We start from the raw sequence: 22340 nt of genomic DNA, 5'->3' as shown, positions 1-22340 counted from the left end.
ATTGCCAACTAACATTTAATTCTGCAGTTGTTAGCTGCTCACTAAAAACTTCTACAGTAACCTACCTCCGCTGATTCCCCTTACTTTGATTAATAATCGCTTCTTTATTAATTGATTTATTCGTTTTAACAGGTGACTCACTTTGCTTTCTTTTCAAGTTTCTGCGGTAAGCTCCGGTAATCTTTTGAATAAATTCTTTAAACGTATCAAACTGCTGGGTGTAAACTAAACCAAATGAGGTTACATTCCTATTTTGATCAATACCTGGGTTGGCAAAGATACTTTGGATAGTTGGTGGTTTATTGGCCACTTTACCTAACAAGCTACCATCTTTTCTGATTAAAAATAAACCTTCAACCTCACCGCCAACGTTGCTTCTGTTAAAATCGATAATCGTAAAATCATTTAAGCTGTTTCGATCTACAATACCAGCATTGATAATTAAACGATCATTAAAAAGTTTAACAGATGCGCTGGCTTCACTTAATGAACGTACGTTAAGATCGACAAAGTTTAAGTTTAATGAAGAAAGCACATTGTTAAATTGATTAAACACCAATTCGGTAGCCGTACTGGTGGCGGTTGAGCTCAATTGGTTTCCGATAGATTCTCCACCATTTCCTGGAGCAAAACTTCTTCTAATGATTAAACTGAAAGCTTGTAAGTTTAAATTATTTTGATCGCTAAAATAAGTTTGAAGTTCTTCTTTAATTGCTGGTTGAGCAGGGAAGAAGATATCCAGTTTAATATCTGGCTGTAACAGCAATCCTGTTAAACCCATTTCCACTTCTGTGTTTACACGCTGGTTAGCATTACTGCTGGCATCTCTATTCGCAGCTTTAAATAATTCGTTCAAGTTCGCCCGTAAGGCGTAAACGGCCTTTAAATTGATTTGCGCTGCGGTCGGGTTACCCGTCCATCGTATCGTACCCCCTTGCCTGATCTCAAATTTCTTGTTAATCACTTCTTGAGCCGTGAAGTCAAAACTTCCCGTTTCAATGATATAATCACCAGACATTTCGAAATCGCCTAAGCTATTGATGTTTAGGTTTAACTCGGCATTACCTTTTCCACTTAAATTGCCAAGTGTGGTATAAATATTTGCTGTTGTATTCGGGTCGATGGTAAGCTTAAATGTTAACGTTAAGCCATCGAAATTAGTGGTTTTCTTTACCACCTTGCTCGAATCTCTACTGATGAAATTAATAAAATCTTTATCCGAAACCGTTTCCGAACTATTTAGTGGAAGATTGAAAACTGTACCTTTTTCAGTTTTGGCTTTTATATCAATCTTCATTTTACTGGTAGGACCAGTAAACTTAAACACCCCTGTTCCGTATGCTTTTCCGAAATAAACTGAATTGTCTTTCGAAGTGGTGTTTAAAGCCATCAAACTGTTGGCGTTCACCGTTACATTCAATGTAGGATCATCGAGGTTATTCAGGTCTACTGTACCTCTCGCAGTTGCTTCATGGCCCTCCAGATCGGCCAGGACAAAACCATCTGATGATTCACCATCTAATAATACCACACTGTTTTGTATTTTTACCTCATCAGTAATTACATAAGTAGTTTTAAGATAATTTACCATCAACTGTCCCTTATCAAAAGCTACACTTCCATTTATTTCGGGTTTATCTAATTTTCCCTTAACGGTTAAGTCGGCAGAAATATCACCTTTAAGATTAGAAACAAGTTGTTTCACAAATGGCTCCAGAATCGTTAATTTGCTGTCGTTCATTCTAACATTCAAATCAATCAGTTTCTCTTTTAAATCAACATTTCCGGTGAGTTTAAAAGTTTCTGAATCCTCGGCCATGATGCGGGTGAAGACGTTTACTTTGTTGCTTTGATTATCGAAAGATGATGTATCGGTAAGGGTTCCAATATAAATATCATTGAAAGTAAGCGAATCGATTTTGAGGTCGTCGTTTACTTTTGGAGCTTTTAAAATGCCGTACAAATTAGTTGTTCCATTCACATTTCCGCTTAATTTTACACCGAAACCCTTAGTAAAAGGATTAAGCGTTTTTAAATTAAAATTTTTAAAACCAACAGCGAGCAGATCTTTTTGATCTTCGGAAATTAAACCATCAATGGTTAATTGTTGAATTCCATTCGTCAGATCGAAGTTACTGATCAAAGTTTTGCCATTATTTAACGCGATGCGTACTTTCTCCTGAATGCGCCATTCTTCACTATTTATTTTTAAGATCGATGGTAGAATGCTTAGGCGTGCAACAGTATCCTGATTTTTAGTAAACTCTACCAGACCATTCAGATCGAGCTGGTTAGCTTCATCAGAATTAGACATTTTTACGTTGAATGAAAGACTATCATTCCGAAGAATATTTGAAATATTTACATCTTTAATGAATAAACTATCATTCAGCTGAACACGATCTGAAGTAACGATCAGTTGCAACTGTTCTTTGGTCGTATTTTCATCCAGAATGATGTTATTTATTACAACACCATTGTATTTCAATTTCCTTACAAAACCGTTTAAGGTAGCGGTATTATTTCGCGAGTCAAAGTCTCCAATAAGCGTGGCACCTTCCTCCATTTCCAAACCAGGCGAAATAAATTGCGCTAATGGCTCAAATTTTTTCACCTGTAAGTTAAACTTGAATATCTGATTTTTGAATTTAAAAATATCAGCCCTAAGCGAGGGAACGTATGTTTTGGCGATGGCTTTGTAGTAGGACACGATGGAGTTTAAATCGTATTCACCGCGAATACTTGCATCTAAAATATCTGATCTGATATCCAATGTCCGATCTACTCCTGTACCCTTCGCCATCAATTGAAGTGAATCGACATTATAAATTCCCTTCGGATTTTGCAACCTAATCTCCTGGATAAGCAAGCTGCCTTCAATATTGTTTAGGTTTGTTCCTGAAAAATTTGTGCTAAACTTTGCATCAACCAACAACGAGTCTTTTAAAAGCTTTAATGCTTTTAACCTTGCCCTGGTGATGGTGGCGTTAAAGGCAAATACCGGAAGTTTCGGATTTAAGTTTACACCTCCATCAAAAAGAAGTTTCACATTTTTATCGTTGATACTTAATTTTCCATCGAAATTTTTCTTTTCAAAAGTTCCATCAATTTTAACGTTTCTATATCGATAATTGTTAAAGTCGATATATTCAACATCTCCGCTAAGTTTTTCGGTTAGCTCCTTTAATTCAGTACCTCTTCCTTTTACATACAATGATGAACTAATTCGGCCCAAACTCTTCTCATCTAACAAATTGCCGATATTAAAATCAAACGTTTTAACATTACCTGTATAAGAAGGAACATCATTTTTGTCGATTTTCATATTCACATCAGAAACAATTCGGCCTAACTTCGTCTTAAACTCTCCGTAAGCAATAAAGTCGTTCTGAAAACCAGTAAAATTTCCATTGAAATTGATATTGCCGAATTTGCTGACGATAATTGGAATCATCGGTTTTTTGTTTCCTGTAATTCCAGCTAGTACTTCATCTAAATCTTTTTTATTCGTACCAGCCATTTCAATCTTTAAATCCATAAAGGTTTCTTTCCATCTCGGAAGACCTTTAAGGATAAAATCACCTTTAATGTGCGTAGCTTTTCCTGATCGAATGGAAAGTTTTTTGGCTCTCAGGTTATTTACTAATCCAGTAATCTGGCCATCTATATCAAGTTCAATTTTCATTGAATTTAACTCAGGAGCAAAAAAAGCAACATCTTTGGAGGAAAGATGACTTTCTTTGAAAATGGCTTTCATTCGTACGCTATCTACATAATGATTAAAGTCCCGATAGCTTTTAAACTTCATTTGATAGTAATCGGTTAAGCGGCTATTTTCCGTTACCAATAACAGTTTCTTTAGTTCTATCGCGTTACTATCGATAGTTGTTTCAGCAGTTAAATTTTTTAGATAAAAGCCACTTCTTTCGCGAAGGGTTAAGTTTTTGATGTTGGTTTTAACCAGATGGTTTTTGGTGTCTAGTCCTTCAAATATTCCGCTTAATTCTTTAACATCAACATTATCGAAATTTACATTTTTACCTTGAACAGTATCTTTCGCGGCAAAATTCTTATATCTAAAAGCGAATTTATTTAAAATCACCCGACCTATATTGATATCATAAGGTTTACTTTTCGGTTTCTTTACAGTAGGTTTACCAGAATCGAAATAGTTAATAATGAAATCAAGATTAGAAGACTTATCTTTGAAATCCTTTAGGAAAAATTGGCCATTATTGACTTGAATGGTATTGATATCAATAATCTTTTTGTCGATTGAAAATTGATTAATATCAACCATGAACTCTGGAGTGCTCAACAAGGTATCTTTTTGAAGATCGAGAACAAGCAAATCTTCCAATACGATAGATTTGAAAGGTTTGATGTAAAGGCTTTTAATTGATACCTTAGTATTGAGCTCTTTTGACAAATATGCCGCTGCTTTTTGGGCAATATAAGTTTGGACAGGCTTAAACTGTAGTGAAAAAATAATAAGCGCCAGCAGCAAAATTATTGATGCAATTACCCAAAGGAGTATTTTAAATAGTTTTTTAATAATTTTGCAGCTTAAAAATAAATAATTTGTCTGTTATACTTGCTATCGAATCTTCTTGCGATGACACTTCAGTCGCTATATGTAACAACGGCAAAATTACGGCCAATGTTATTGCAAACCAAACAATTCATGAAAATTATGGTGGTGTAATCCCTGAATTAGCATCTAGGGTACATCAACAAAATATTGTGCCCACCATTGAGCAAGCTTTAAAAAATGCACAGGTTACAAAACAGGACATTAGTGCTGTTGCCTTTACGCAGGGTCCCGGCCTGTTAGGCTCACTTTTGGTAGGTGTTTCCTTTGCAAAATCATTTGCATTGGGTTTAAATATACCCTTAATTTCTGTCAATCACATGCATGCGCACATATTGGCGCATTTTATTGATGAGCCAAAACCCAATTTCCCTTTCTTGTGTCTTACTGTTTCGGGTGGGCATACACAAATTGTATTGGTGAAGGATTATTTCGATATGGAAATTGTAGGTGAAACATTGGATGATGCGGCGGGGGAGGCCTTCGATAAAACGGCCAAAATTTTGCAGCTGCCTTATCCTGGTGGTCCTTTAATTGATAAACATGCTAAAAATGGAAATCCGAAAGCGTATAAATTTGCCGAGCCCCAGATAGCTGATTTAAATTTTAGCTTTAGCGGTTTCAAAACCTCCATTCTTTATTTCATCAGAAAGCAAGAGATAGAGAATCCCAATTTTATTACCGAAAATTTGGATGATATTTGTGCATCTGTTCAACATAGCATTGTTCAGATATTGTTGACCAAGCTTAAAAAAGCAGCAAAGCAATTTAATATTAATGAGATTGCAATAGCTGGTGGTGTTTCGGCAAACTCTGGATTAAGAGATGGCTTGCAGCAAACAGCTGATGAATTGGGCTGGAAAGTTTATATTCCTGCATTTCAATATTGTACTGATAATGCCGGAATGATTGCCATTGCCGGATACCAAAAGTTTTTGGTTAACGACTTTGTTGGCCAAGAGGTATCGCCGAAAGCGAGAATGGAATTTTAATAAGATGATTACACAGATTATTAGATTACACGGATGTAGTTTTGAATAAATATTTTAAGATTGAAATTTTATTTTGCCTTATCCTTAAATCGTGCAAATCCTAATCTAACTATTTGACTTTATACTTTTAACTTTATACTTTTTTATGACTGGAGCATCATTAATATTTTGGATTGTTTGTGCAGTACCACTTATCGGGTTGTTATATTATTTGATCAGAAAAGATAAAAATAAATTAAGCGGAAGTTGGGGAGTAATTATTTTAGGTGCTTTGGTAGTTGCAGCCTTGTTGGTAATTGTATACGTAACAAAAGATTTTAACGCAGTTTTTAGCCAGGGTTAAAACTATTGCCATGATATCATAAAAAAGCGCTTTGCCAGATTTTGTCTAACAAAGCGCTTTTTATGTTTTTGAGTATCGAAATTATTTTTCTTCTAATTTATCGCCGGTTACTTCGGCTTTAATTTTAATTTCTAATTCTTCTGCTAATTCTGGGTTATCACTTAAAAGTTGCTTAACGGCATCTCTACCTTGACCCAATTTAGTATCTCCGTAAGAATACCAAGAGCCTGCTTTCTTGATGATGCCAAAATCAACACCTAAATCTACAATTTCGCCGTTTTTCGAAATACCTTCTCCAAACATCACATCAAACTCTGCAATACGGAAAGGAGGTGCTACCTTGTTTTTAACAATTTTAACCTTAACACGGTTACCAGAAACCTCATCAGAATCTTTAATTTGAGAAATACGGCGAATATCTAAACGTACTGAAGCATAAAATTTTAACGCGTTACCACCAGTAGTTGTCTCTGGGTTACCAAACATCACACCGATTTTATCACGTAATTGGTTGATGAAAATACAGCAGCAGCCAGTTTTTGAAATGGTACCAGTTAACTTACGTAATGCCTGACTCATCAAACGGGCATGCAAGCCCATTTTACTGTCACCCATTTCGCCTTCAATTTCACTTTTTGGAACCAATGCAGCAACGGAGTCAATCACGATTACATCAATTGCTCCCGAGCGAATCAGGTTATCAGCAATTTCTAATGCCTGCTCGCCATTGTCTGGTTGAGAAATTAACAGGTTATCCGTATCTACGCCAAGTTTTTTAGCATAAAACTGGTCGAATGCATGTTCTGCATCAATAAAAGCAGCTATGCCACCTTTTTTCTGCGCTTCTGCAATGATATGAGTGGCCAAAGTCGTTTTACCAGATGATTCCGGGCCATAGATTTCGATTACTCTTCCCTTCGGAATACCACCAATGCCTAAAGCAATGTCTAAACTGATTGATCCTGTAGAAATAAAATCTATGGGTTCAATAGCCGTATCGCCAAGTTTCATGATGGTACCTTTACCATACGATTTTTCTAATTTATCTAATGTAAGCTGTAGAGCTTTTAATTTGTCGGGGTTTGCGCTTGCCATTTTCTTGTGATTTGATTTCGTAAATATAATTGAATTATGAGCTAATATGCGTGTAATGTTTATAAGTATTTACTAAAATATTTAGCTAAGTTAATTGTTTTTTAGCTAATGTCAATAGTAATTGAAAAATAATTTAAGCTTCGTGCTTTTCACGCTCATTTTTCGCCGTCAGGCGTTCAAAATACCTGCACATGTAGGTAATTTCACAAACATCACATTTCGGACTTCGGGCTACGCAAACATACCGGCCGTGAAGAATTAGCCAATGATGCGCAATGTGAATATCATGTTGGGGAAGATGTTTAACCAAGTCTTTTTCTACTGCCAGAGGCGTTTTGCCATTAGTTAATCCCAATCTATTGGCTACCCGAAAAACATGAGTATCTACAGCCATTGCCGGTGCATTATAAATTACCGATGCAATTACATTGGCAGTTTTACGTCCAACTCCCGGCATTTTTTGTAAATCATCTATTCCCGAAGGAACAACATCATTAAATTCATTTACCAGAATATTGGCCATACCTACAAGATGTTTGGCTTTGTTATTTGGATAGCTGATACTTCTGATGTAATCAAATACAATATCTGGAGTGGTTTCAGCTAGTGTTTTCGCATTCGGAAATCGTTGAAAAAGGGCTGGGGTAACCATATTTACCCGCTTATCAGTGCACTGAGCCGAAAGAATTACGGCAACCAGAAGCTGATAAGGATTATTGTAATGTAGTTCTGTTTCTGCATCGGGCTGCTTTGCTGAAAAGTGCTCTACAAAAAGTTTATAACGTTCTTTCTTTAGCATGAGCAAATATAGAAATTGATCCTTTTACTCGTGAGCCAAAAGATTAATGCATCATTGCGTATTTTTCTTTCGATGAAGCAACACCTTTTGTGGCTTTGCTTTTGATTAGCCAAATGGCGAAAAATGCACCGACCAAAGCCATTGCTGCACCAACATAGGCGGGGGAGGTATAGTCAAACCCGTAAACCAAAGGTAAACCGCCAAAGAAAGCACCCAATGCATTCCCAATGTTAAAACTGGCTTGACTCGCCGAAGCGGCCAGCATTTCAGATCCCTTGGCCGATTGTATCATCAACATTTGGATTGGCGCAGCAAGAGCAAACGCAACGGCCCCTGTAATAAAAGTCATTATTAAAGCCAGGGGTTGACTGAAAGAGATATAATGTACAATAGTTAAAGTTACAGCCATAGCCAGAAGTAACGCAGCCGAAGCTTTGGCAGGAGAAAACTTATCGGCTAATATTCCGCCAATGTAATTTCCAACCAGCATCCCTACGCCAGCGAGCATTAATATATACGTTACGGCATCGGCAGAAAAACCTGCTACATCTGTCATTAAAGGGGCAATGTAGCTGTACCAGGTAAATAAGCCACCTGTACCAATTGAGATCATCATGATAATAATCCATGCTTCCCTCTTCTTGAAAAAACTTAATTCAGCTTTTAAATCTCTGTTCTTGGCAGCTTCTAATGCAGGCAGCCAAAGTTTTAAGCTTAATAAGGTAACCAGACCCACCAGCACTACAACGGCAAATGAAATTCGCCAGGAAAAATTATGACCTATAAAAGTACCCAGCGGAACACCTAAGATATTTGCAATGGTTAAACCCATAAACATTAATGAAACCGCCTGAGCCGCCTTACCTTTTTCGGCAATTCTACTTGCAACTACTGATCCTACACCAAAAAATGCCCCATGTGGCAAGCCAGAAAGCAATCTGGCAATAAACAAAGTGTCGAAAGTTGGTGCAAAAGCCGAGAATGCATTAAAGGCAGTGAACATGATCATTAAAGCCATTAATATTTTTTTAGGTGGATATTTCCCGGCAATCATAATTAATAGGGGCGCACCAATCACTACTCCTAAGGCATAGGCAGAAATCAAATGTCCGGCTTGTGGAATGGTAACTTTTAGGTCTTTTGCAATATCTGGTAGTAAACCCATCATCACAAACTCTGTTATGCCAATGCCTAATCCTCCTAGGGTGAGTGGTAGTAAGTTCTTATTCATACCTGTGCTTAGTGTTAAAATTACACTATGTAAAGGTAGGTGTTTTTGAGTTAATGAAATGTAAAAAAGAAAAAGGGAGTTTGGGAAAGGAAAGTGGAAATTGGGAATCAGGGAATAGAAAATAGTGAATAAGGAAATGGAAAATAGTAGATAAGAAAATAGACTATAAGTTAAGAGAGGAACAAATAGAAATTCTGTTCGCAGCATCATTGTTAAAATTCCTGCTAAAAAAAAAGCTGCCTTTTATGAAAGGCAGCTTTAGGCTGGTGTAAAATTTACTTCGATTTGCTGTATGCTAAAATCTTGTTGATGGTTTCATCTTGAGGATTTTTAGCCAGACGATCTAATTTACTTTTGATTTGATCGTAAAATAAGTCGATTTCCGCGTCAGATTCAATATCAGTTTTAGGCTGAAACATACTGTGGGTTGGTAAATTTACATTGTTTTTTGATGTAGAGGTTTTTGTCATAAGCAACTAAATGTGATAAGTTTATAAACTTAACGATAGTTCAGATGCTTTATTTCGAGCCCTAAAATTTTTAATGTAACTTTTTTATTACCCTTTGTAAGTCATCTCTTTAGTTTTAAGCATTTTGCGCAAGTTGCTTAATGCATAACGCATACGCCCAAGGGCAGTATTAATGCTTACATCTGTCAAATCAGCTATTTCTTTGAAACTCAAATCTGCATAATGGCGCATTAAAAGCACTTCTTTTTGCTCATCAGGCAGTAAATGAATCATCTCTTTCAAATCTTTATGGGTTTGATCACGTAACATTTTTTCCTCTGCACTTTCGTCATAAAAGTGTAGCATATTAAATACATCCATCCCATCCGAACTCGTAATGATTGGAGTTCTTTTTTCTTTTCTGAAATAATCAATTACTAAATTATGAGCAATGCGCATCACCCAAGGCAGAAACTTGCCCTCCTCATTATATCTTCCCGAACGAAGCGTATTAATTACTTTTATAAAAGCATCCTGAAAAATATCTTCTGCTAAATATTGGTCTTTTACCAATAAGTAGATGGAAGTATAAATTTTACTTTTATGCCTTCTTAAAAGTTCTTGTAGCCCATTCTCATCCCCTGCAATGTATAACTTTACAAGGTCTTGGTCACTGTATGATTGTAAATTCATAGGTTTACCTACACTAAATCCCGTACTGTTTGCTAAAAATTAATTTGTAGAAGTTTAATTTCTATAGCGTCTCTCCTATGTTTTTTAGATTGTGTTAGTTTGGTTCTGAGGTTGTTAATATTCAAAGAAAGTTATTTTTTTATCAAAAAACAAAAAATAAAATGTTAAAAAATAAATTAACCGCATCAGTACCTTATTTTTGTATGTTTTAAAAACCCAACAGTATTCTATGGGTTATATTTAAAATCATAACCATACATGAGCAAAAAAGAAGCCGAAAAAGATCCGCATAAAAATATTATTATAAAAGGTGCTCGTGTGCACAACCTGAAAAACATTGATGTCGCCATACCTAAAAATAAACTGGTCGTGGTTACTGGCATGTCTGGTTCGGGAAAATCTTCTCTGGCTTTCGATACTTTATACGCAGAAGGACAACGCCGATATGTAGAAAGTTTGTCTTCTTATGCTCGTCAGTTTATGGGTAGGATGAATAAACCTGATGTAGATTATATTAAGGGTATTGCTCCCGCAATTGCCATTGAGCAAAAGGTAATTACTTCCAATCCTCGATCTACAGTGGGTACCTCCACAGAAATATACGATTATTTGAAACTTCTTTTTTCGAGGATCGGGAAAACGATTTCTCCCATTTCGGGAAAGGAAGTAAAAAAAGATTCGGTTAGTACCGTGGTTGATTATGTAAGCGCTTTGCCTGAAGATACCACCGTAACAATTTTTTGCCCTCTATACCCACATAACAACCGCACGATAAAAGAAGAACTTGCTATTTTATTGCAAAAGGGTTTTTTACGGGTACTTATTGAAGATAAAATTTTAAAAATTGAATCTGTATTAGATGATGCTGATTTCAAAGATGCCGAATTAACCGATGATAAAACGGTTCAGATTTTAATTGATAGAATAGTTACCAACCAGGAAGAAGAAACTTTAAGCCGCTTAGCCGATTCTGTTCAAACTGCTTTTTTTGAAGGTAAGGGTGATTGTTATGTTGAGGCTAATGGCAAAACCAAGCATTTCAGCGATCGCTTCGAGCTTGACGGAATGAAGTTTGAGGAGCCAACGCCAAATTTTTTCTCTTTTAATAATCCTTATGGTGCATGTAAACGCTGTGAAGGTTATGGAAACGTAATTGGTATTGATGAAGATCTGGTGATTCCAGATAAGAGCAAAAGCGTTTTTGATAATGCCATAGCGCCATGGAGAGGAGAGAAGATGAGTGTTTGGTTGCAGAACTTTATTAAAGCTTCTTCAAAATTCGATTTTCCTATACATCGTCCTTTCAGTCAGCTAACTGAGAAGGAGCAACGTTTACTGTGGACTGGAAATAAATATTTTGCTGGCCTTGATGCTTTTTTTAAGGAGCTGGAAGAGCAGACCTATAAAATTCAATACCGGGTAATGTTGTCTCGCTACCGCGGGAAAACCACTTGCCCAGAATGTAAAGGATCACGTTTGCGCAAGGATGCATCTTATGTAAAGATTGCAGAAAAATCGATTATCGATGTGGTTTTAATGCCATTAGCGAAAGCTTTAGTTTTCTTCAATGAGTTGAAATTAAACGCTACCGATGCTAAGGTGGCTAAACGTTTACTAGCCGAAATTGATAACCGGTTTCTGTATTTAAATAATGTTGGTTTAGGTTATTTAACATTAAATCGCTTATCAAATACCTTATCAGGAGGAGAATCGCAAAGAATCAATTTAGCAACTTCTTTGGGAAGTAGTTTAGTTGGTTCTATTTATGTTTTGGATGAGCCAAGTATTGGTTTGCATCCACGAGATACAAATAAACTGATTGAAGTATTAATTTCCCTCAGAAACGTTGGCAATACTGTTTTAGTTGTGGAGCATGAAGAAGAAATGATGCGGGCTGCCGATTATATTATCGACATCGGTCCGGAAGCGGGAACCCACGGCGGTAACCTTGTTTTCAGCGGGAATTACGAAGAAATATTAAAAGATAAAAACAGTTTAACCGGACGCTATTTATCAGGGGTAGAAAAAATCGCCATCCCAGAAAAGCGCCGGAAGTGGAAAGATCATATCCTTATAAAAGGTGCAAGAGAAAACAACCTTCAAAACATCGATGTTAAATTTCCTTTGGGCGTTTTCACTGCTGTTAGTGGAGTTTCAGGTTCGGGTAAAACCAGTTTGGTTAAAAAGATTTTATATCCTGCTTTGCAGAAAGCCATTGGAAATTATGCTGGTGAACAAACCGGAGCTTACGATGGTATTTTTGGTAATTATGACTTGATCAGTGCCGTAGAAATGGTCGATCAAAATCCAATTGGTCGTTCAAGCCGTTCTAACCCGGTAACCTATGTAAAGGCCTGGGATGATATCCGTGCTTTATTTTCTGGTTTGGCATCGGCAAAAGCAGCTGGATTAAAGCCAGCAGCATTTTCTTTCAATGTAGAAGGTGGCCGTTGCGATGTTTGCCAGGGTGAGGGTGAGGTGAAAATCGAAATGCAATTTATGGCAGATATTTATTTGCCATGCGAGGCTTGCGGAGGAAAACGGTTTAAGCAGCAGGTTTTGGATGTAGTTTACAAGGAGAAAAACGTCTCTGAGATACTGGATATGACTATCGATGAAGCTGTGGATTTCTTTAAAGATGAACCTAAAATTCTCAATAAATTAAATCCTTTGGTTGATGTTGGTTTGGGTTACGTTCATTTAGGCCAATCATCTAATACCTTATCAGGTGGAGAAGCCCAGCGGATTAAACTGGCTTCATTTCTAATCAAAGGGAATAACGCCAGCAAAACACTATTCATATTTGATGAGCCCACTACGGGTTTACACTTCCACGATATTAAAAAGCTATTAAAGGCTTTAAATACGTTGATTGAGCAGGGAAATACTATCCTAGTGATTGAGCACAATATGGATATGATTAAGTGTGCCGATTGGGTGATCGATATCGGTCCGGAAGGTGGAGATGGTGGGGGTAAAGTTGTTTTTGAGGGTATCCCTGAAGATTTGGTGAAAGAAAAGACTTCCTATACAGGGAAATATTTAGCATCGCATTTGAATTTAAATCCATAATTTCGGCAATGCTTTTTCTCACCTTTTTCATAGGCATTCTCCTCAACGCCATGGGGTATATCCCTCCTGGTAATATTAACCTCACGGTTGCGCAACTTGCCATTAATAAAGGCATGCGCCAGGTTTGGTATTTCATCCTTTCTTTCTCATGCGTAGAAGTATTTTTTACCTTTGGAATGATGCGTTTTGCCCGCTGGGCAATGAGCGACATCAATCCTAATGAGGCCGTAAGTGAAGTAAGATTAGGAACATTAGTAGATTGCTTTATGATTTTGATGTTTATCACCATGGGTACAATCACATGGGTAAACAGAAAAAAAGTACCTATTACCAGCAATAAAAAAGAGGATAAGCGCAGTGGTAGTGTACTTTACGGATTAATACTAGGTGTTTTAAATCCAGTACAAATTCCTTTCTGGCTGTTTTTTGGCAACTATGTAATTTTGCACGAATGGATTGAAACCGATTACCTTTCGCTGATTATTTTTAGCTTAGGTTCTGGGGTAGGTTCTGCGGTAGCATTATATGTTTATGCGCATTTTGCCACTTTTATTCAAGAAAAATTTGCGCTAAGCAGCCTGATCATCAATAAATCGATCGCCATATTTTTATATGTATTGGCTGGTTATTTAGTTGTTAAGCAATTGGTAATTTTGTTGTAAAGGAAACTATTTCATTGCCAAGTTACCCGTAATGATCTTGGAGTATTTCTGGATTTCTTTCAATGTAGATTTAATAGTTTGGAAATGAAAGCGCTGTTTTTAATGGCGGCTTTCAGTCCCGCCAAACACTTTACTTCACTGCGTTCCGTGTTCGTTTATGTCGGGTTTAAATACAACGTATGTGCATAAAACCACCAAAATAGTTCTGAATTAAGTTAAATAGCCCCGACATAACTAAAATCCTTTTGATAACTCAAACTTTCATCTTCACCAAACTTAAATCAAAAGATTGCCTGCCTGCGATAGACAGGTAGTATGGGAGGGACCACCTTGACCCGATTATCACAGTCTTTGCGCTGCGAATTACTTAACAAGCCGTAGAATTGGTTTTTTGAGTATAACCCGTATTTATTCCTATTTCAAAAACTCAACGTTCCAAATTTTCTCTGCCTTCCTGCCGATTAACCAAAAAGATGCTGCAAGTACCGAGAAGAACAATGCTTTATGCCAGCTATCCCAGAAGTATTCGAAATAACGGGTGTAAAGGTTAATGAATAAAAAGGTGATCCCGAATTCACGGGCAATATCATCATGATATTTTAAGCCAAATAGGGTGCTTGCTACACAAACTATTGCCGAAATTAACGCCCAATAAAATAAACTCAATTGCCTTACCGAATACCATTCTTCTAAGCTGGCAAAATTCCCGAAAACGGATAATGCCCAAAGTGAGATAAATAAGTAAACCATTCCGGCAATGTAAGTTGCCTGGAAGAAATGTTGTGTTTTGGGTACTGCTTTCATGATAAAAGATGCGGCGGTTAAAACCGCTCCAAAAACAACGAAACGCAAAGGGTAATTCATCCCCAGGAAATAATAATTCCAACGGCTTAAATAACCAGTTTCTGTTCCGAACCAGGCCCCTAAAGAGATTAATGCGAAAACCCAGATGAGCCGGGAATTGAAAAAGTACCCCAAGCCCCCATAAATAAAAACGGAGATTAAGATTAAAATTGAAAAATTTCCAGAGCCATTGTCCATTGCCTTCCCGAAATAGGCAACGGCATTAGCTGTGAGCAATATCGCTGAAAATACGATGGCCTCATTGCTAAACTTTAAATGAGCCACTTTCTTTTTTCTTCTAAATCCTAGCATGTAAAGCCAGGCGGCCAAACCTCCTGAAACAATTGCAATAACAATATTCGGTGTGTTGTAAACCCTTTTAAGATAGTTGAGGATGGAATTATCTATTAATAATGAACCGAGTGCAATAAACCCACAAGCAAGGGCAACCCAAAAAGCATACTGCGCTAAACGCAACCAATCGAAATTTTTAGCCTCATAGCTTTTGCGAAGTTTGCTGCCAGTATCTTCAGTAATTAAGCCAGTGGTTTGCCACTGTTCAATCATATCGTCTAAAAACTCACTCTTTTCTCTATCAACTTTCATAGGTTAGGTTATACACGAATATATAAAAAAGTCCTCAGTCTGGAGTCGGCAGTTCCAAGCAAAAAAATAATGTCATAAATAATCAACTGTGCTCTAAACTAAAACTGTTGACCTGGGATTATTATATTACCTCCTTGATTTTCTTATTGTTCCCTACAATCCAAATGACGTCTCCGTTATCAAATATGAAATCGGATGAAGGATTTAAAATTCGCTCGGTACCCCGCTCAATGCCAACAATTAATGCTTGTGCTTTTTCACGGATGCCAGCATTTCTAATACTTAAGCCATACACCGGTGAATCAGTATTGACAACCACCTTCTGCAATGTCATTTCCTTATCGGGGAAAGATTTTTCTTCTTCCTGATGCGGTATATCCACATCAAGGAGTGCTTTTACTGAGGCAAGCTGATCGTCAGCTCCAATCAACAATAAATTATCATTCGGGTAAAGTCTCTCATCGCGGCCAGGCGTTGGAATGTTGTTTCTACCACGTTCAATTAAGGCAATATTTACCCCATACTTTTCCCTAATCATCAGTTCTGAAAGCGTTTTTCCAACCACATCCGATTCTGGTGATACCTTAATTTCCGTTAAGTGGGTATCCCAGGGTAAAATATCAGGCTTTTGGTTTTCTCTCGCATTCAAATTTAGCATGAAACGTTTTTCCAACTTATTGTAGAAGGATTGAAGTTTTCGCGAAAATATGACCATCATCAACACAATTAAGGCTAATGCGATTCCTGCGGCAACCCAGGTGTCGAAAAATTCATACATCAAAAACCCGACAAAAAATATTCCGAGTGCAATTCTAAATACTTCGATGGCAATTAATGGTCCACGGGTATATTTCTTGTTTAACCACAAATGAGAATAAGCCGTTTTCTGTATCCTTCTGATGGATAATGCCCATAAAAACGGAGCCATTAGAATGAACGATGCAACTAAACTGATAATCGTAGACTTTAAACCATTAACCACGTTTTTAGCGATAAACGGTTGCACATATCGCGAAGCTAAAAAGATCACGGCAATGATAATTACCGAGTGGATAATGGTGTTAAACGCATAACTACGCAGTAGGATTTTCCAGTCACTTAAAGTGGTGATTCCAGCTGTACTTGAACTGTATCTTGATATCCCATCAATCCATTTCTTTGGCAATATTCGTGTTAGGAACTGATAAAAAGGTTCTGATAATTTAATGAGATACGGTGTTGTGAACGTAGTAATTGCTGATGCGGCTACGGCGATAGGATAGAGAAAATCGCTGGTTACTTTAAGCGTAAGGCCTAAAGTGGCAATGATAAAAGAAAACTCTCCAATTTGCGCCAAACTCATTCCGGCCTGTACCGATGTTTTGAGCGGCTGACCAGATAATAATGCGCCAAGACTTGAGCTTAAAAACTTACCCAAAATGGTAGCCAGGGTTACGATAACAATTGGCAAAGCATAATCAACCAAAATTTTTGGATCAATGAGCATGCCTACAGATACAAAAAACACCGCTGCGAATAAATCTTTAACTGATTTTGTGAGATGCTCTATTTTCTCTGCCTGTGTTGTTTCTGCTAAAATTGAGCCCATAATAAAGGCCCCTAAAGCTGGAGAAAAGCCCACTTTAACTGCAAGCAAAACCATGATTAAGCAAAGTGCCAATGAAACTACTAGCATCGTTTCATCATTCATTAATTTTCTGGTGGCCTTTAAAAATGTTGGAATGAGGAAGATTCCGCCTAAAAACCAAAGCACCAGGAAAAATGCAAGTTTTAAAATTGAAATGAGCATTTCGCTTCCTGCAAATTGCTGGCTTACTGCTAAGGTTGATAATAACACCAACAATAGAATGGCCACTAAATCTTCTACAATCAGCACACCGAAAACTAAACCAGCAAACTTTTTGTGCTTTACACCGAGTTCTTCAAATGCCCTGATAATAATTGTGGTTGATGAAACAGAAAGTATACCGCCTAAAAATATACTGTCCATCGTTTTCCAGCCCATTAACTTGCCGGCGGCGAAACCAATGAGCAACATAAAAACAACTTCTACAACAGCTGTAATGGAAGCCGAGCCGCCAACCTTTACCAGTTTTTTGAAACTGAATTCTAACCCCAAACTAAACAGCAAGAATATTACTCCAATTTCTCCCCAAATGTTGATACTTTTTGTATCAGTTACTGAAGGAAAAAAATCGAGATGTGGGCCAACCAATAGTCCCGCCAGGATGTAACCTAGTACTAAGGGTTGTTTTATTTTTTTAAATATGAGCGTTGTTATTCCTGCTGCGGCGAGTATTAATCCTAAATCGGCTATTAAGTCTGGTAAATGCATTGATAATGATGGTAATTTAAAATTTAAATAAATTGGACTTTCGGTTTTTACGAATTGCCAACTTAATTACCAAAATACATGTTTTGGGTAAAGCATTTTAAACGAATACCAATAATTTTGCCTGATAGTTTGTACTATTTTTTTGGAAATAGAAAAATAGAACTTCAAAAAAATAGTAGTGAAAAATAATAGCGATAGTATGCCGGTGAAATTTTGATGCTGGTAATTGTTGAGGAGGTCCTTTTCAATACTTTCGTTTTCCATTGCCGTTTGCTGATGGAATTTAACCTGACTATGATAAGGCTGAAAACTTGTAGGCGTGGATTTAATTACAACATAACCTGTTTTTATTTGTGATGCGGCACTCACAAAATAACAAGGTATACAAAAGAATATGATGATGTAAAAAAGCCTCATTGCCGCTAATATAACGAATTGAGGCCTTTTTTGGAGGATTTATTTTTTTAAATGTGTTGCAGATGATGCAAAAAATGCGAGTGTAGCTTCTTTGTCTTGATGAAGTTGTAATGTTAATGCTTCAAGCCCTGTAAACTTTACATCATGGCGTAAAAATTTAAGGAAGTTCATTTTGATATCCTGTCCGTAAATTTCCTGATCGAAATCAAAGATGTTAACCTCGATATTTCTGGTCATTCCATTTATGGTGGGCCGCTGGCCGATGTAAGCCATGCCTTTGAAAGTCCGAAGTCTGGAGTCCGAAGTCCGGAGTCTGCTTTCTGAATCTACACTTCCTTCTTCAAACTCCTCACTTATTTCCACTGTTACAGCATAGATTCCATCACCAGGAATAAGTTTATAGGTTTCCTCTACAAATAGGTTTGCTGTTGGAAAGCCTATTATTCTGCCAATTTTATCGCCTTTAATTACTCTGCCGAAAATTGAAAATGGATAACCTAAGTAATCGGCGGCTAAGCTTACATCGCCGGCTAAAAGTGCCTGGCGGATTTTAGTCGAACTCACTGCAACATCGTGAATATCCTGCTCTTTAATTTCTTCTACCGTAAAACCAAAATGGATGCCTGCAGCTTTTAAGTCGCTTAAGTTACCCGACCGGTCTTTTCCAAAGCGATGATCGTATCCAATTATAATGTGTTTGGTTCCGATGTTTTCAACCAGCGTATTTTTGATGTACTCATCAGGTGTTTGATTCGAAAAATCTCTGGTAAAAGGGGTGATAATTAAATGATCAACACCTAAACTTCTTAAAATTTCTGCTTTCTCGTTGATGGTATTAATCATTTTCAGATCCTGATTTTCAGGATCGATAATCATTCTTGGATGCGGAAAGAAGGTTAAAATAACACTTTCACCCTTGTCGGCTTTGGCTTTGGCAACCAATTGTTTGATGATTTTTTGATGGCCGAAATGTACCCCATCAAAAGTGCCAATGGTAACTACGGCATTATCCAGTTTTTGAAAGTCTGAAAGGTTGTGGTATATTTTCAATGGGAATGTTTTATGGTTATGGGTTTTGCATGAGGGATGGAAGCGGTATACCCCGATTTTACATCGGGGATTTAGCGTACAGCCCGACCCCTTGCGCAGCTTGAGGGCATGCCCTAATTATTATTATTTGTATTTTAATGTAAGGCATGGCGTTTTACTACACCGCCCTTTAAATCGGCAATTTGTTGCTGAATAACGAACGCATCTGCATCGATTTGCCTGATAGCCGATTGTAATTTGCTCATTTCTAACTTCGTTACTACGGTAAAAATGATATCGAGATCTTTCTTTTCGCCATAGCCGCCTTCGCCTTTGTAAATAGTAACACCACGTTTCATATCGTTAATAATATAGGCCTTAATTTCTTCCTGGTGCTCGGAAATAATGGTGACGCCAGTGTACTGCTCCAAACCATTTACAATAAAATCGATCGTACTTGATGCAGAGAGGTAGGTTAAAATGGCGTAAAGCGCCGTTTCGATGTTGAGGAAATAGGCGGCAAATGCAAAGATAATGATGTTTAAAATCAGGATGATATTGCCCACCGTTAAAATGCTGTTTTTACTGATGTAAAGCGCCAAAACTTCCGTACCATCAATTACGCAACCGCCTCTCATAGCCAAACCAATTCCTCCGCCTAGAAACAAACCGCCAAAAAATGCAATCAATAATTTATCGTGGGTAATGGGTTGGAAAGGAACTACAATCAATGCTACGGCCAATGTTGCAATGGCAATGGCAGTTTTAATAGCAAAACCCTTACCTATTTGTTTGTATCCTAAAATTACGAAAGGAATGTTAATGATGGCAATGAGGTAAGATAAATTCCATTTGGTTAAGGTGCTTACTAACAGTGAAATACCTGTTACGCCGCCATCAATAAATTCGTTTGGCATTAAAAAGCTTTTCAAACCAAAACAGGCTGAAGTTACACCAGCAACAATTAAAAAGAATTCTTTTACAAATCTGGTGTTTCGATTTTTAATGTTGTTCATAGTTGAGATTCGGTTTTTGGCTCTTCCTTCTTACTGCGAATATAATTAACGAGTTCTAAAACCTCAAATGAATCGGAAAGCAAAAAGTTTCCACTACGGGTACGCGTGAGTTTTGATAAATAGGCGCCATTGTTGAGCTGTTTCCCGAAATCGGAAACGAGTGAACGGATGTACGTTCCTTTACTGCAAACAATTCTGAAATCTATTTCTGGTAGTTCGATACGGGTAATTTCAAACTCAGGAACGGTAACAAAACGTTTTCGCAATTCTACTTCTTCGCCTAACCTTGCTTTTACGTATAAACGTTCGCCATTAACTTTTACCGCTGAATGTGCTGGTGGATATTGTTCTATATCGCCAATAAACGGCTTACAGGCTGCGTAGATTTCATCTTCAGTAATTTTGCTAATGTCGAAAGTTTCATCAACCGCAGTTTCCATATCAAAAGATGGGGTGGTAGCACCCAAAATCATGGTGCCGGTATATTCCTTTTCTTCTGCCTGAAAGGTATCTATTTGCTTGGTTAATTTGCCAGTGCAGATAATGAGCAGGCCTGTAGCTAATGGATCTAAAGTGCCGGCATGGCCAACCTTAAGTTTTAGAGGCTTTAAAGAATTACGAATCTTGCCAACTACATCAAAGGATGTCCACTTGTAAGGCTTATTTATTAGAAGCAGTTCGCCTTCTGCAAAATTGAAATCTTTAAACTTTGAATTTTCTGTACTCACAAATCTTTTTTTGCGCAAAGATACAGATTAAATTATTTCTAAGTTATGGCCAGTCATTAGCAGGATGATGATGATTAAACCCGCAACAATTCTATACCAGCCAAACATTTTGAAACCGTGTTTATTTAAATAGCCAATAAAACTTTTTATAGCCAATAACGCCACAATAAAAGCAATAATATTTCCAACTATGAGAAAGTTAATTTGTTTTGGAGTAATGATATTTTTAGGATCTTGATAAAAATCCAAGAGCTTCTTAGCAGTTGCAGCAAACATCGTAGGCACCGCTAAAAAGAATGAGAATTCTGCTGCCAATTTTCTACTTAGTTTCTGAGTCATACCACCAACAATTGTCGCTCCTGAGCGAGAAACTCCAGGAATCATAGCAATGCATTGAAAGAAACCAATTTTCAAAGCAGTAAGATAAGTTACATCTTCTTCTTCGTTAAATGTTGGCTTGTTAAACCATTTATCTACAAACAAAAGAATTACACCGCCAATTAAAAGTGAAATGCCTACAGCCATCGGACTTTCCAAAAGCTCATCGATTTTTTTGCTTAATAATAAACCAAATATTGCCGCCGGTATGAAGGCCACTAGAAGTTTAATGTAAAAATTGATCGATTTAAAAAATCTTTTAAAATATAGTACCACAACCGATAAAATAGCACCCAATTGAATGGCTACTGTAAATAATTTCACAAACGGATCGCTTGCGATGCCCATAAATGAAGAACCGATAATCATGTGGCCCGTACTCGATACGGGTAAGAATTCAGTTAATCCTTCAATTATTGCTAGAATTATGGCTTGATAATAGTCGTTCATAGGTTTAATAGTGGATTATTCCCACCTTAATTTTATTTTGTATTTTTTTAATTTATGATCTTTCGAGATTAAAACTAAATCTTCAGCAATAGCTTGCGAGACAATAATTCTATCAAAAGGGTCATTGTTGATGAATTCTAAATCTAGGAGTGTAGAAAGATGAGTTTCATTAATAGAAATGATTTCGATCTGATTTCGCTCGGCAAACCGAAATAATTCATTAAAACCGATATTTAATTCTAGTTTGCCAATTTGCTTTTTGATGGCTATTTCCCAGAGAGATGCAATGCTTAAAAAACAAGGTTGATTGATGTCAATGAGTTCGGATTTAATAGATAAAGGCAATTGTTTGTCGCCTGCCACAAACCAGAGAAATGCGTGTGTATCTAAAAGAAAAGCCATTTAGATATAATCAGCAAACATTTCTAAAGGTTCGTCAAAATCATCCGATAGTTTTATTTTGCCTTTTGCAAACCCAAATTCACGTGATTCTGGCCTCGATGTATTTTTGTTTTTTGATTTCAGAAATTCAACAAAGTCTGCAACCTCCTGCCTAAGATTCATGGGCAGAGAATTTATCTCGATTTGCAAATTAGTTGTTGTCATCAATT

The 22340-nt window shown here is 37.0% G+C and carries 18 protein-coding genes; 4 read left to right on the top strand and 14 right to left on the bottom strand.

Annotated features, from left to right (window positions below):
• Nucleotides 1-61: 61 nt before the first annotated feature.
• Entirely contained in the window at nt 62-4429 is a 4368-nt protein-coding gene (locus ACZZZK_RS08785) for a translocation/assembly module TamB domain-containing protein (protein WP_463483823.1), read from the bottom strand.
• Nucleotides 4430-4581: 152 nt separating this feature from the next.
• Here ACZZZK_RS08785 and tsaD point away from each other — a divergent pair, with 152 nt between their 5' ends.
• Entirely contained in the window at nt 4582-5583 is a 1002-nt protein-coding gene (gene tsaD / locus ACZZZK_RS08780) for a tRNA (adenosine(37)-N6)-threonylcarbamoyltransferase complex transferase subunit TsaD (protein WP_463483822.1), read from the top strand.
• A gap of 145 nt (nt 5584-5728) precedes the next feature.
• On the top strand, nt 5729-5926 hold the full coding sequence (locus tag ACZZZK_RS08775) for a hypothetical protein (RefSeq protein WP_463483821.1): 198 nt from the start codon (nt 5729-5731) through the stop codon (nt 5924-5926).
• An 81-nt stretch (nt 5927-6007) separates the two neighbouring features.
• Here ACZZZK_RS08775 and recA read toward each other — a convergent pair whose 3' ends face one another.
• The 5 genes from recA to ACZZZK_RS08750 form a co-directional block, all read right to left on the bottom strand.
• Nucleotides 6008-7021 carry a recombinase RecA gene (recA, locus tag ACZZZK_RS08770; RefSeq protein ID WP_056094982.1) on the bottom strand — a complete coding sequence of 338 codons (1014 nt, stop codon included), beginning with the start codon at nt 7019-7021 and terminating at the stop codon, nt 6008-6010.
• A 133-nt stretch (nt 7022-7154) separates the two neighbouring features.
• The gene (gene nth / locus ACZZZK_RS08765) at nt 7155-7820 is read right to left on the bottom strand and encodes an endonuclease III (RefSeq protein ID WP_463483820.1); all 666 of its coding nucleotides are present in this window, start codon (nt 7818-7820) and stop codon (nt 7155-7157) included.
• A gap of 43 nt (nt 7821-7863) precedes the next feature.
• The gene (locus tag ACZZZK_RS08760; RefSeq protein ID WP_463483819.1) at nt 7864-9051 is read right to left on the bottom strand and encodes an MFS transporter; all 1188 of its coding nucleotides are present in this window, start codon (nt 9049-9051) and stop codon (nt 7864-7866) included.
• 275 nt (nt 9052-9326) lie between these two features.
• Entirely contained in the window at nt 9327-9521 is a 195-nt protein-coding gene (locus tag ACZZZK_RS08755; protein WP_056851528.1) for a hypothetical protein, read from the bottom strand.
• Between the two features lie 87 nt (nt 9522-9608).
• Nucleotides 9609-10193 (bottom strand): RNA polymerase sigma factor, encoded by a 585-nt coding sequence (locus ACZZZK_RS08750; RefSeq protein WP_056851529.1) that lies wholly within the window; start codon nt 10191-10193, stop codon nt 9609-9611.
• Between the two features lie 258 nt (nt 10194-10451).
• Here ACZZZK_RS08750 and uvrA point away from each other — a divergent pair, with 258 nt between their 5' ends.
• Complete coding sequence (uvrA, locus tag ACZZZK_RS08745) at nt 10452-13265, top strand: excinuclease ABC subunit UvrA (RefSeq protein ID WP_463483818.1); 2814 nt, start codon at nt 10452-10454, stop codon at nt 13263-13265.
• A gap of 50 nt (nt 13266-13315) precedes the next feature.
• Nucleotides 13316-13927 carry a LysE family transporter gene (locus tag ACZZZK_RS08740; RefSeq protein WP_463483817.1) on the top strand — a complete coding sequence of 204 codons (612 nt, stop codon included), beginning with the start codon at nt 13316-13318 and terminating at the stop codon, nt 13925-13927.
• A gap of 414 nt (nt 13928-14341) precedes the next feature.
• Here the strand turns inward: ACZZZK_RS08740 and ACZZZK_RS08735 are convergent, their stop codons facing one another.
• The 8 genes from ACZZZK_RS08735 to vapB all read right to left on the bottom strand — a co-directional run bounded on the left by ACZZZK_RS08735 (nt 14342) and on the right by vapB (nt 22335).
• Nucleotides 14342-15376 (bottom strand): DUF2157 domain-containing protein, encoded by a 1035-nt coding sequence (locus ACZZZK_RS08735; protein WP_463483816.1) that lies wholly within the window; start codon nt 15374-15376, stop codon nt 14342-14344.
• 121 nt (nt 15377-15497) lie between these two features.
• Nucleotides 15498-17711, bottom strand: coding sequence for a cation:proton antiporter domain-containing protein (locus ACZZZK_RS08730; protein WP_463483815.1), 2214 nt, complete (start codon nt 17709-17711; stop codon nt 15498-15500).
• 456 nt (nt 17712-18167) lie between these two features.
• Nucleotides 18168-19178 carry a bifunctional riboflavin kinase/FAD synthetase gene (locus tag ACZZZK_RS08725; protein WP_463483814.1) on the bottom strand — a complete coding sequence of 337 codons (1011 nt, stop codon included), beginning with the start codon at nt 19176-19178 and terminating at the stop codon, nt 18168-18170.
• A 134-nt stretch (nt 19179-19312) separates the two neighbouring features.
• A complete protein-coding gene (locus ACZZZK_RS08720) occupies nt 19313-20173 on the bottom strand; it encodes a YitT family protein (protein ID WP_463483813.1) in 861 nt (286 codons plus the stop codon).
• Nucleotides 20170-20901, bottom strand: a complete 732-nt coding sequence (gene truB, locus ACZZZK_RS08715; RefSeq protein WP_463483812.1) for a tRNA pseudouridine(55) synthase TruB — start codon at nt 20899-20901, stop codon at nt 20170-20172. The genes ACZZZK_RS08720 and truB overlap by 4 nt, the downstream gene beginning before the upstream one ends.
• Before the next feature lie 27 nt (nt 20902-20928).
• Nucleotides 20929-21729 (bottom strand): undecaprenyl-diphosphate phosphatase, encoded by an 801-nt coding sequence (locus ACZZZK_RS08710; RefSeq protein ID WP_463483811.1) that lies wholly within the window; start codon nt 21727-21729, stop codon nt 20929-20931.
• Nucleotides 21730-21744: 15 nt separating this feature from the next.
• Complete coding sequence (locus tag ACZZZK_RS08705; RefSeq protein WP_463483810.1) at nt 21745-22131, bottom strand: type II toxin-antitoxin system VapC family toxin; 387 nt, start codon at nt 22129-22131, stop codon at nt 21745-21747.
• Complete coding sequence (gene vapB, locus ACZZZK_RS08700; RefSeq protein WP_463483809.1) at nt 22132-22335, bottom strand: type II toxin-antitoxin system VapB family antitoxin; 204 nt, start codon at nt 22333-22335, stop codon at nt 22132-22134.
• Nucleotides 22336-22340 lie beyond the last annotated feature (5 nt).

The organism is Pedobacter sp. AC163 (genome assembly GCF_979258665.1).
The sequence above is the reverse complement of the archived record's forward strand: the minus strand, read 5'-3'. Positions and strand labels throughout refer to the sequence as shown.

What these genes read in the sequence shown, in the direction of transcription:
- ACZZZK_RS08775 (WP_463483821.1), top strand. Translation starts at nt 5,729, where the DNA reads ATGACTGGAGCATCATTAATATTTTGGATTGTTTGTGCAGTACCACTT.
- recA (WP_056094982.1), bottom strand. Translation starts at nt 7,021, where the DNA reads ATGGCAAGCGCAAACCCCGACAAATTAAAAGCTCTACAGCTTACATTA.
- nth (WP_463483820.1), bottom strand. Translation starts at nt 7,820, where the DNA reads ATGCTAAAGAAAGAACGTTATAAACTTTTTGTAGAGCACTTTTCAGCA.
- ACZZZK_RS08760 (WP_463483819.1), bottom strand. Translation starts at nt 9,051, where the DNA reads ATGAATAAGAACTTACTACCACTCACCCTAGGAGGATTAGGCATTGGC.
- ACZZZK_RS08755 (WP_056851528.1), bottom strand. Translation starts at nt 9,521, where the DNA reads ATGACAAAAACCTCTACATCAAAAAACAATGTAAATTTACCAACCCAC.
- ACZZZK_RS08750 (WP_056851529.1), bottom strand. Translation starts at nt 10,193, where the DNA reads ATGAATTTACAATCATACAGTGACCAAGACCTTGTAAAGTTATACATT.
- uvrA (WP_463483818.1), top strand. Translation starts at nt 10,452, where the DNA reads ATGAGCAAAAAAGAAGCCGAAAAAGATCCGCATAAAAATATTATTATA.
- ACZZZK_RS08740 (WP_463483817.1), top strand. Translation starts at nt 13,316, where the DNA reads ATGGGGTATATCCCTCCTGGTAATATTAACCTCACGGTTGCGCAACTT.
- ACZZZK_RS08735 (WP_463483816.1), bottom strand. Translation starts at nt 15,376, where the DNA reads ATGAAAGTTGATAGAGAAAAGAGTGAGTTTTTAGACGATATGATTGAA.
- ACZZZK_RS08730 (WP_463483815.1), bottom strand. Translation starts at nt 17,711, where the DNA reads ATGCATTTACCAGACTTAATAGCCGATTTAGGATTAATACTCGCCGCA.
- ACZZZK_RS08720 (WP_463483813.1), bottom strand. Translation starts at nt 20,173, where the DNA reads ATGAACAACATTAAAAATCGAAACACCAGATTTGTAAAAGAATTCTTT.
- ACZZZK_RS08710 (WP_463483811.1), bottom strand. Translation starts at nt 21,729, where the DNA reads ATGAACGACTATTATCAAGCCATAATTCTAGCAATAATTGAAGGATTA.
- ACZZZK_RS08705 (WP_463483810.1), bottom strand. Translation starts at nt 22,131, where the DNA reads ATGGCTTTTCTTTTAGATACACACGCATTTCTCTGGTTTGTGGCAGGC.
- vapB (WP_463483809.1), bottom strand. Translation starts at nt 22,335, where the DNA reads ATGACAACAACTAATTTGCAAATCGAGATAAATTCTCTGCCCATGAAT.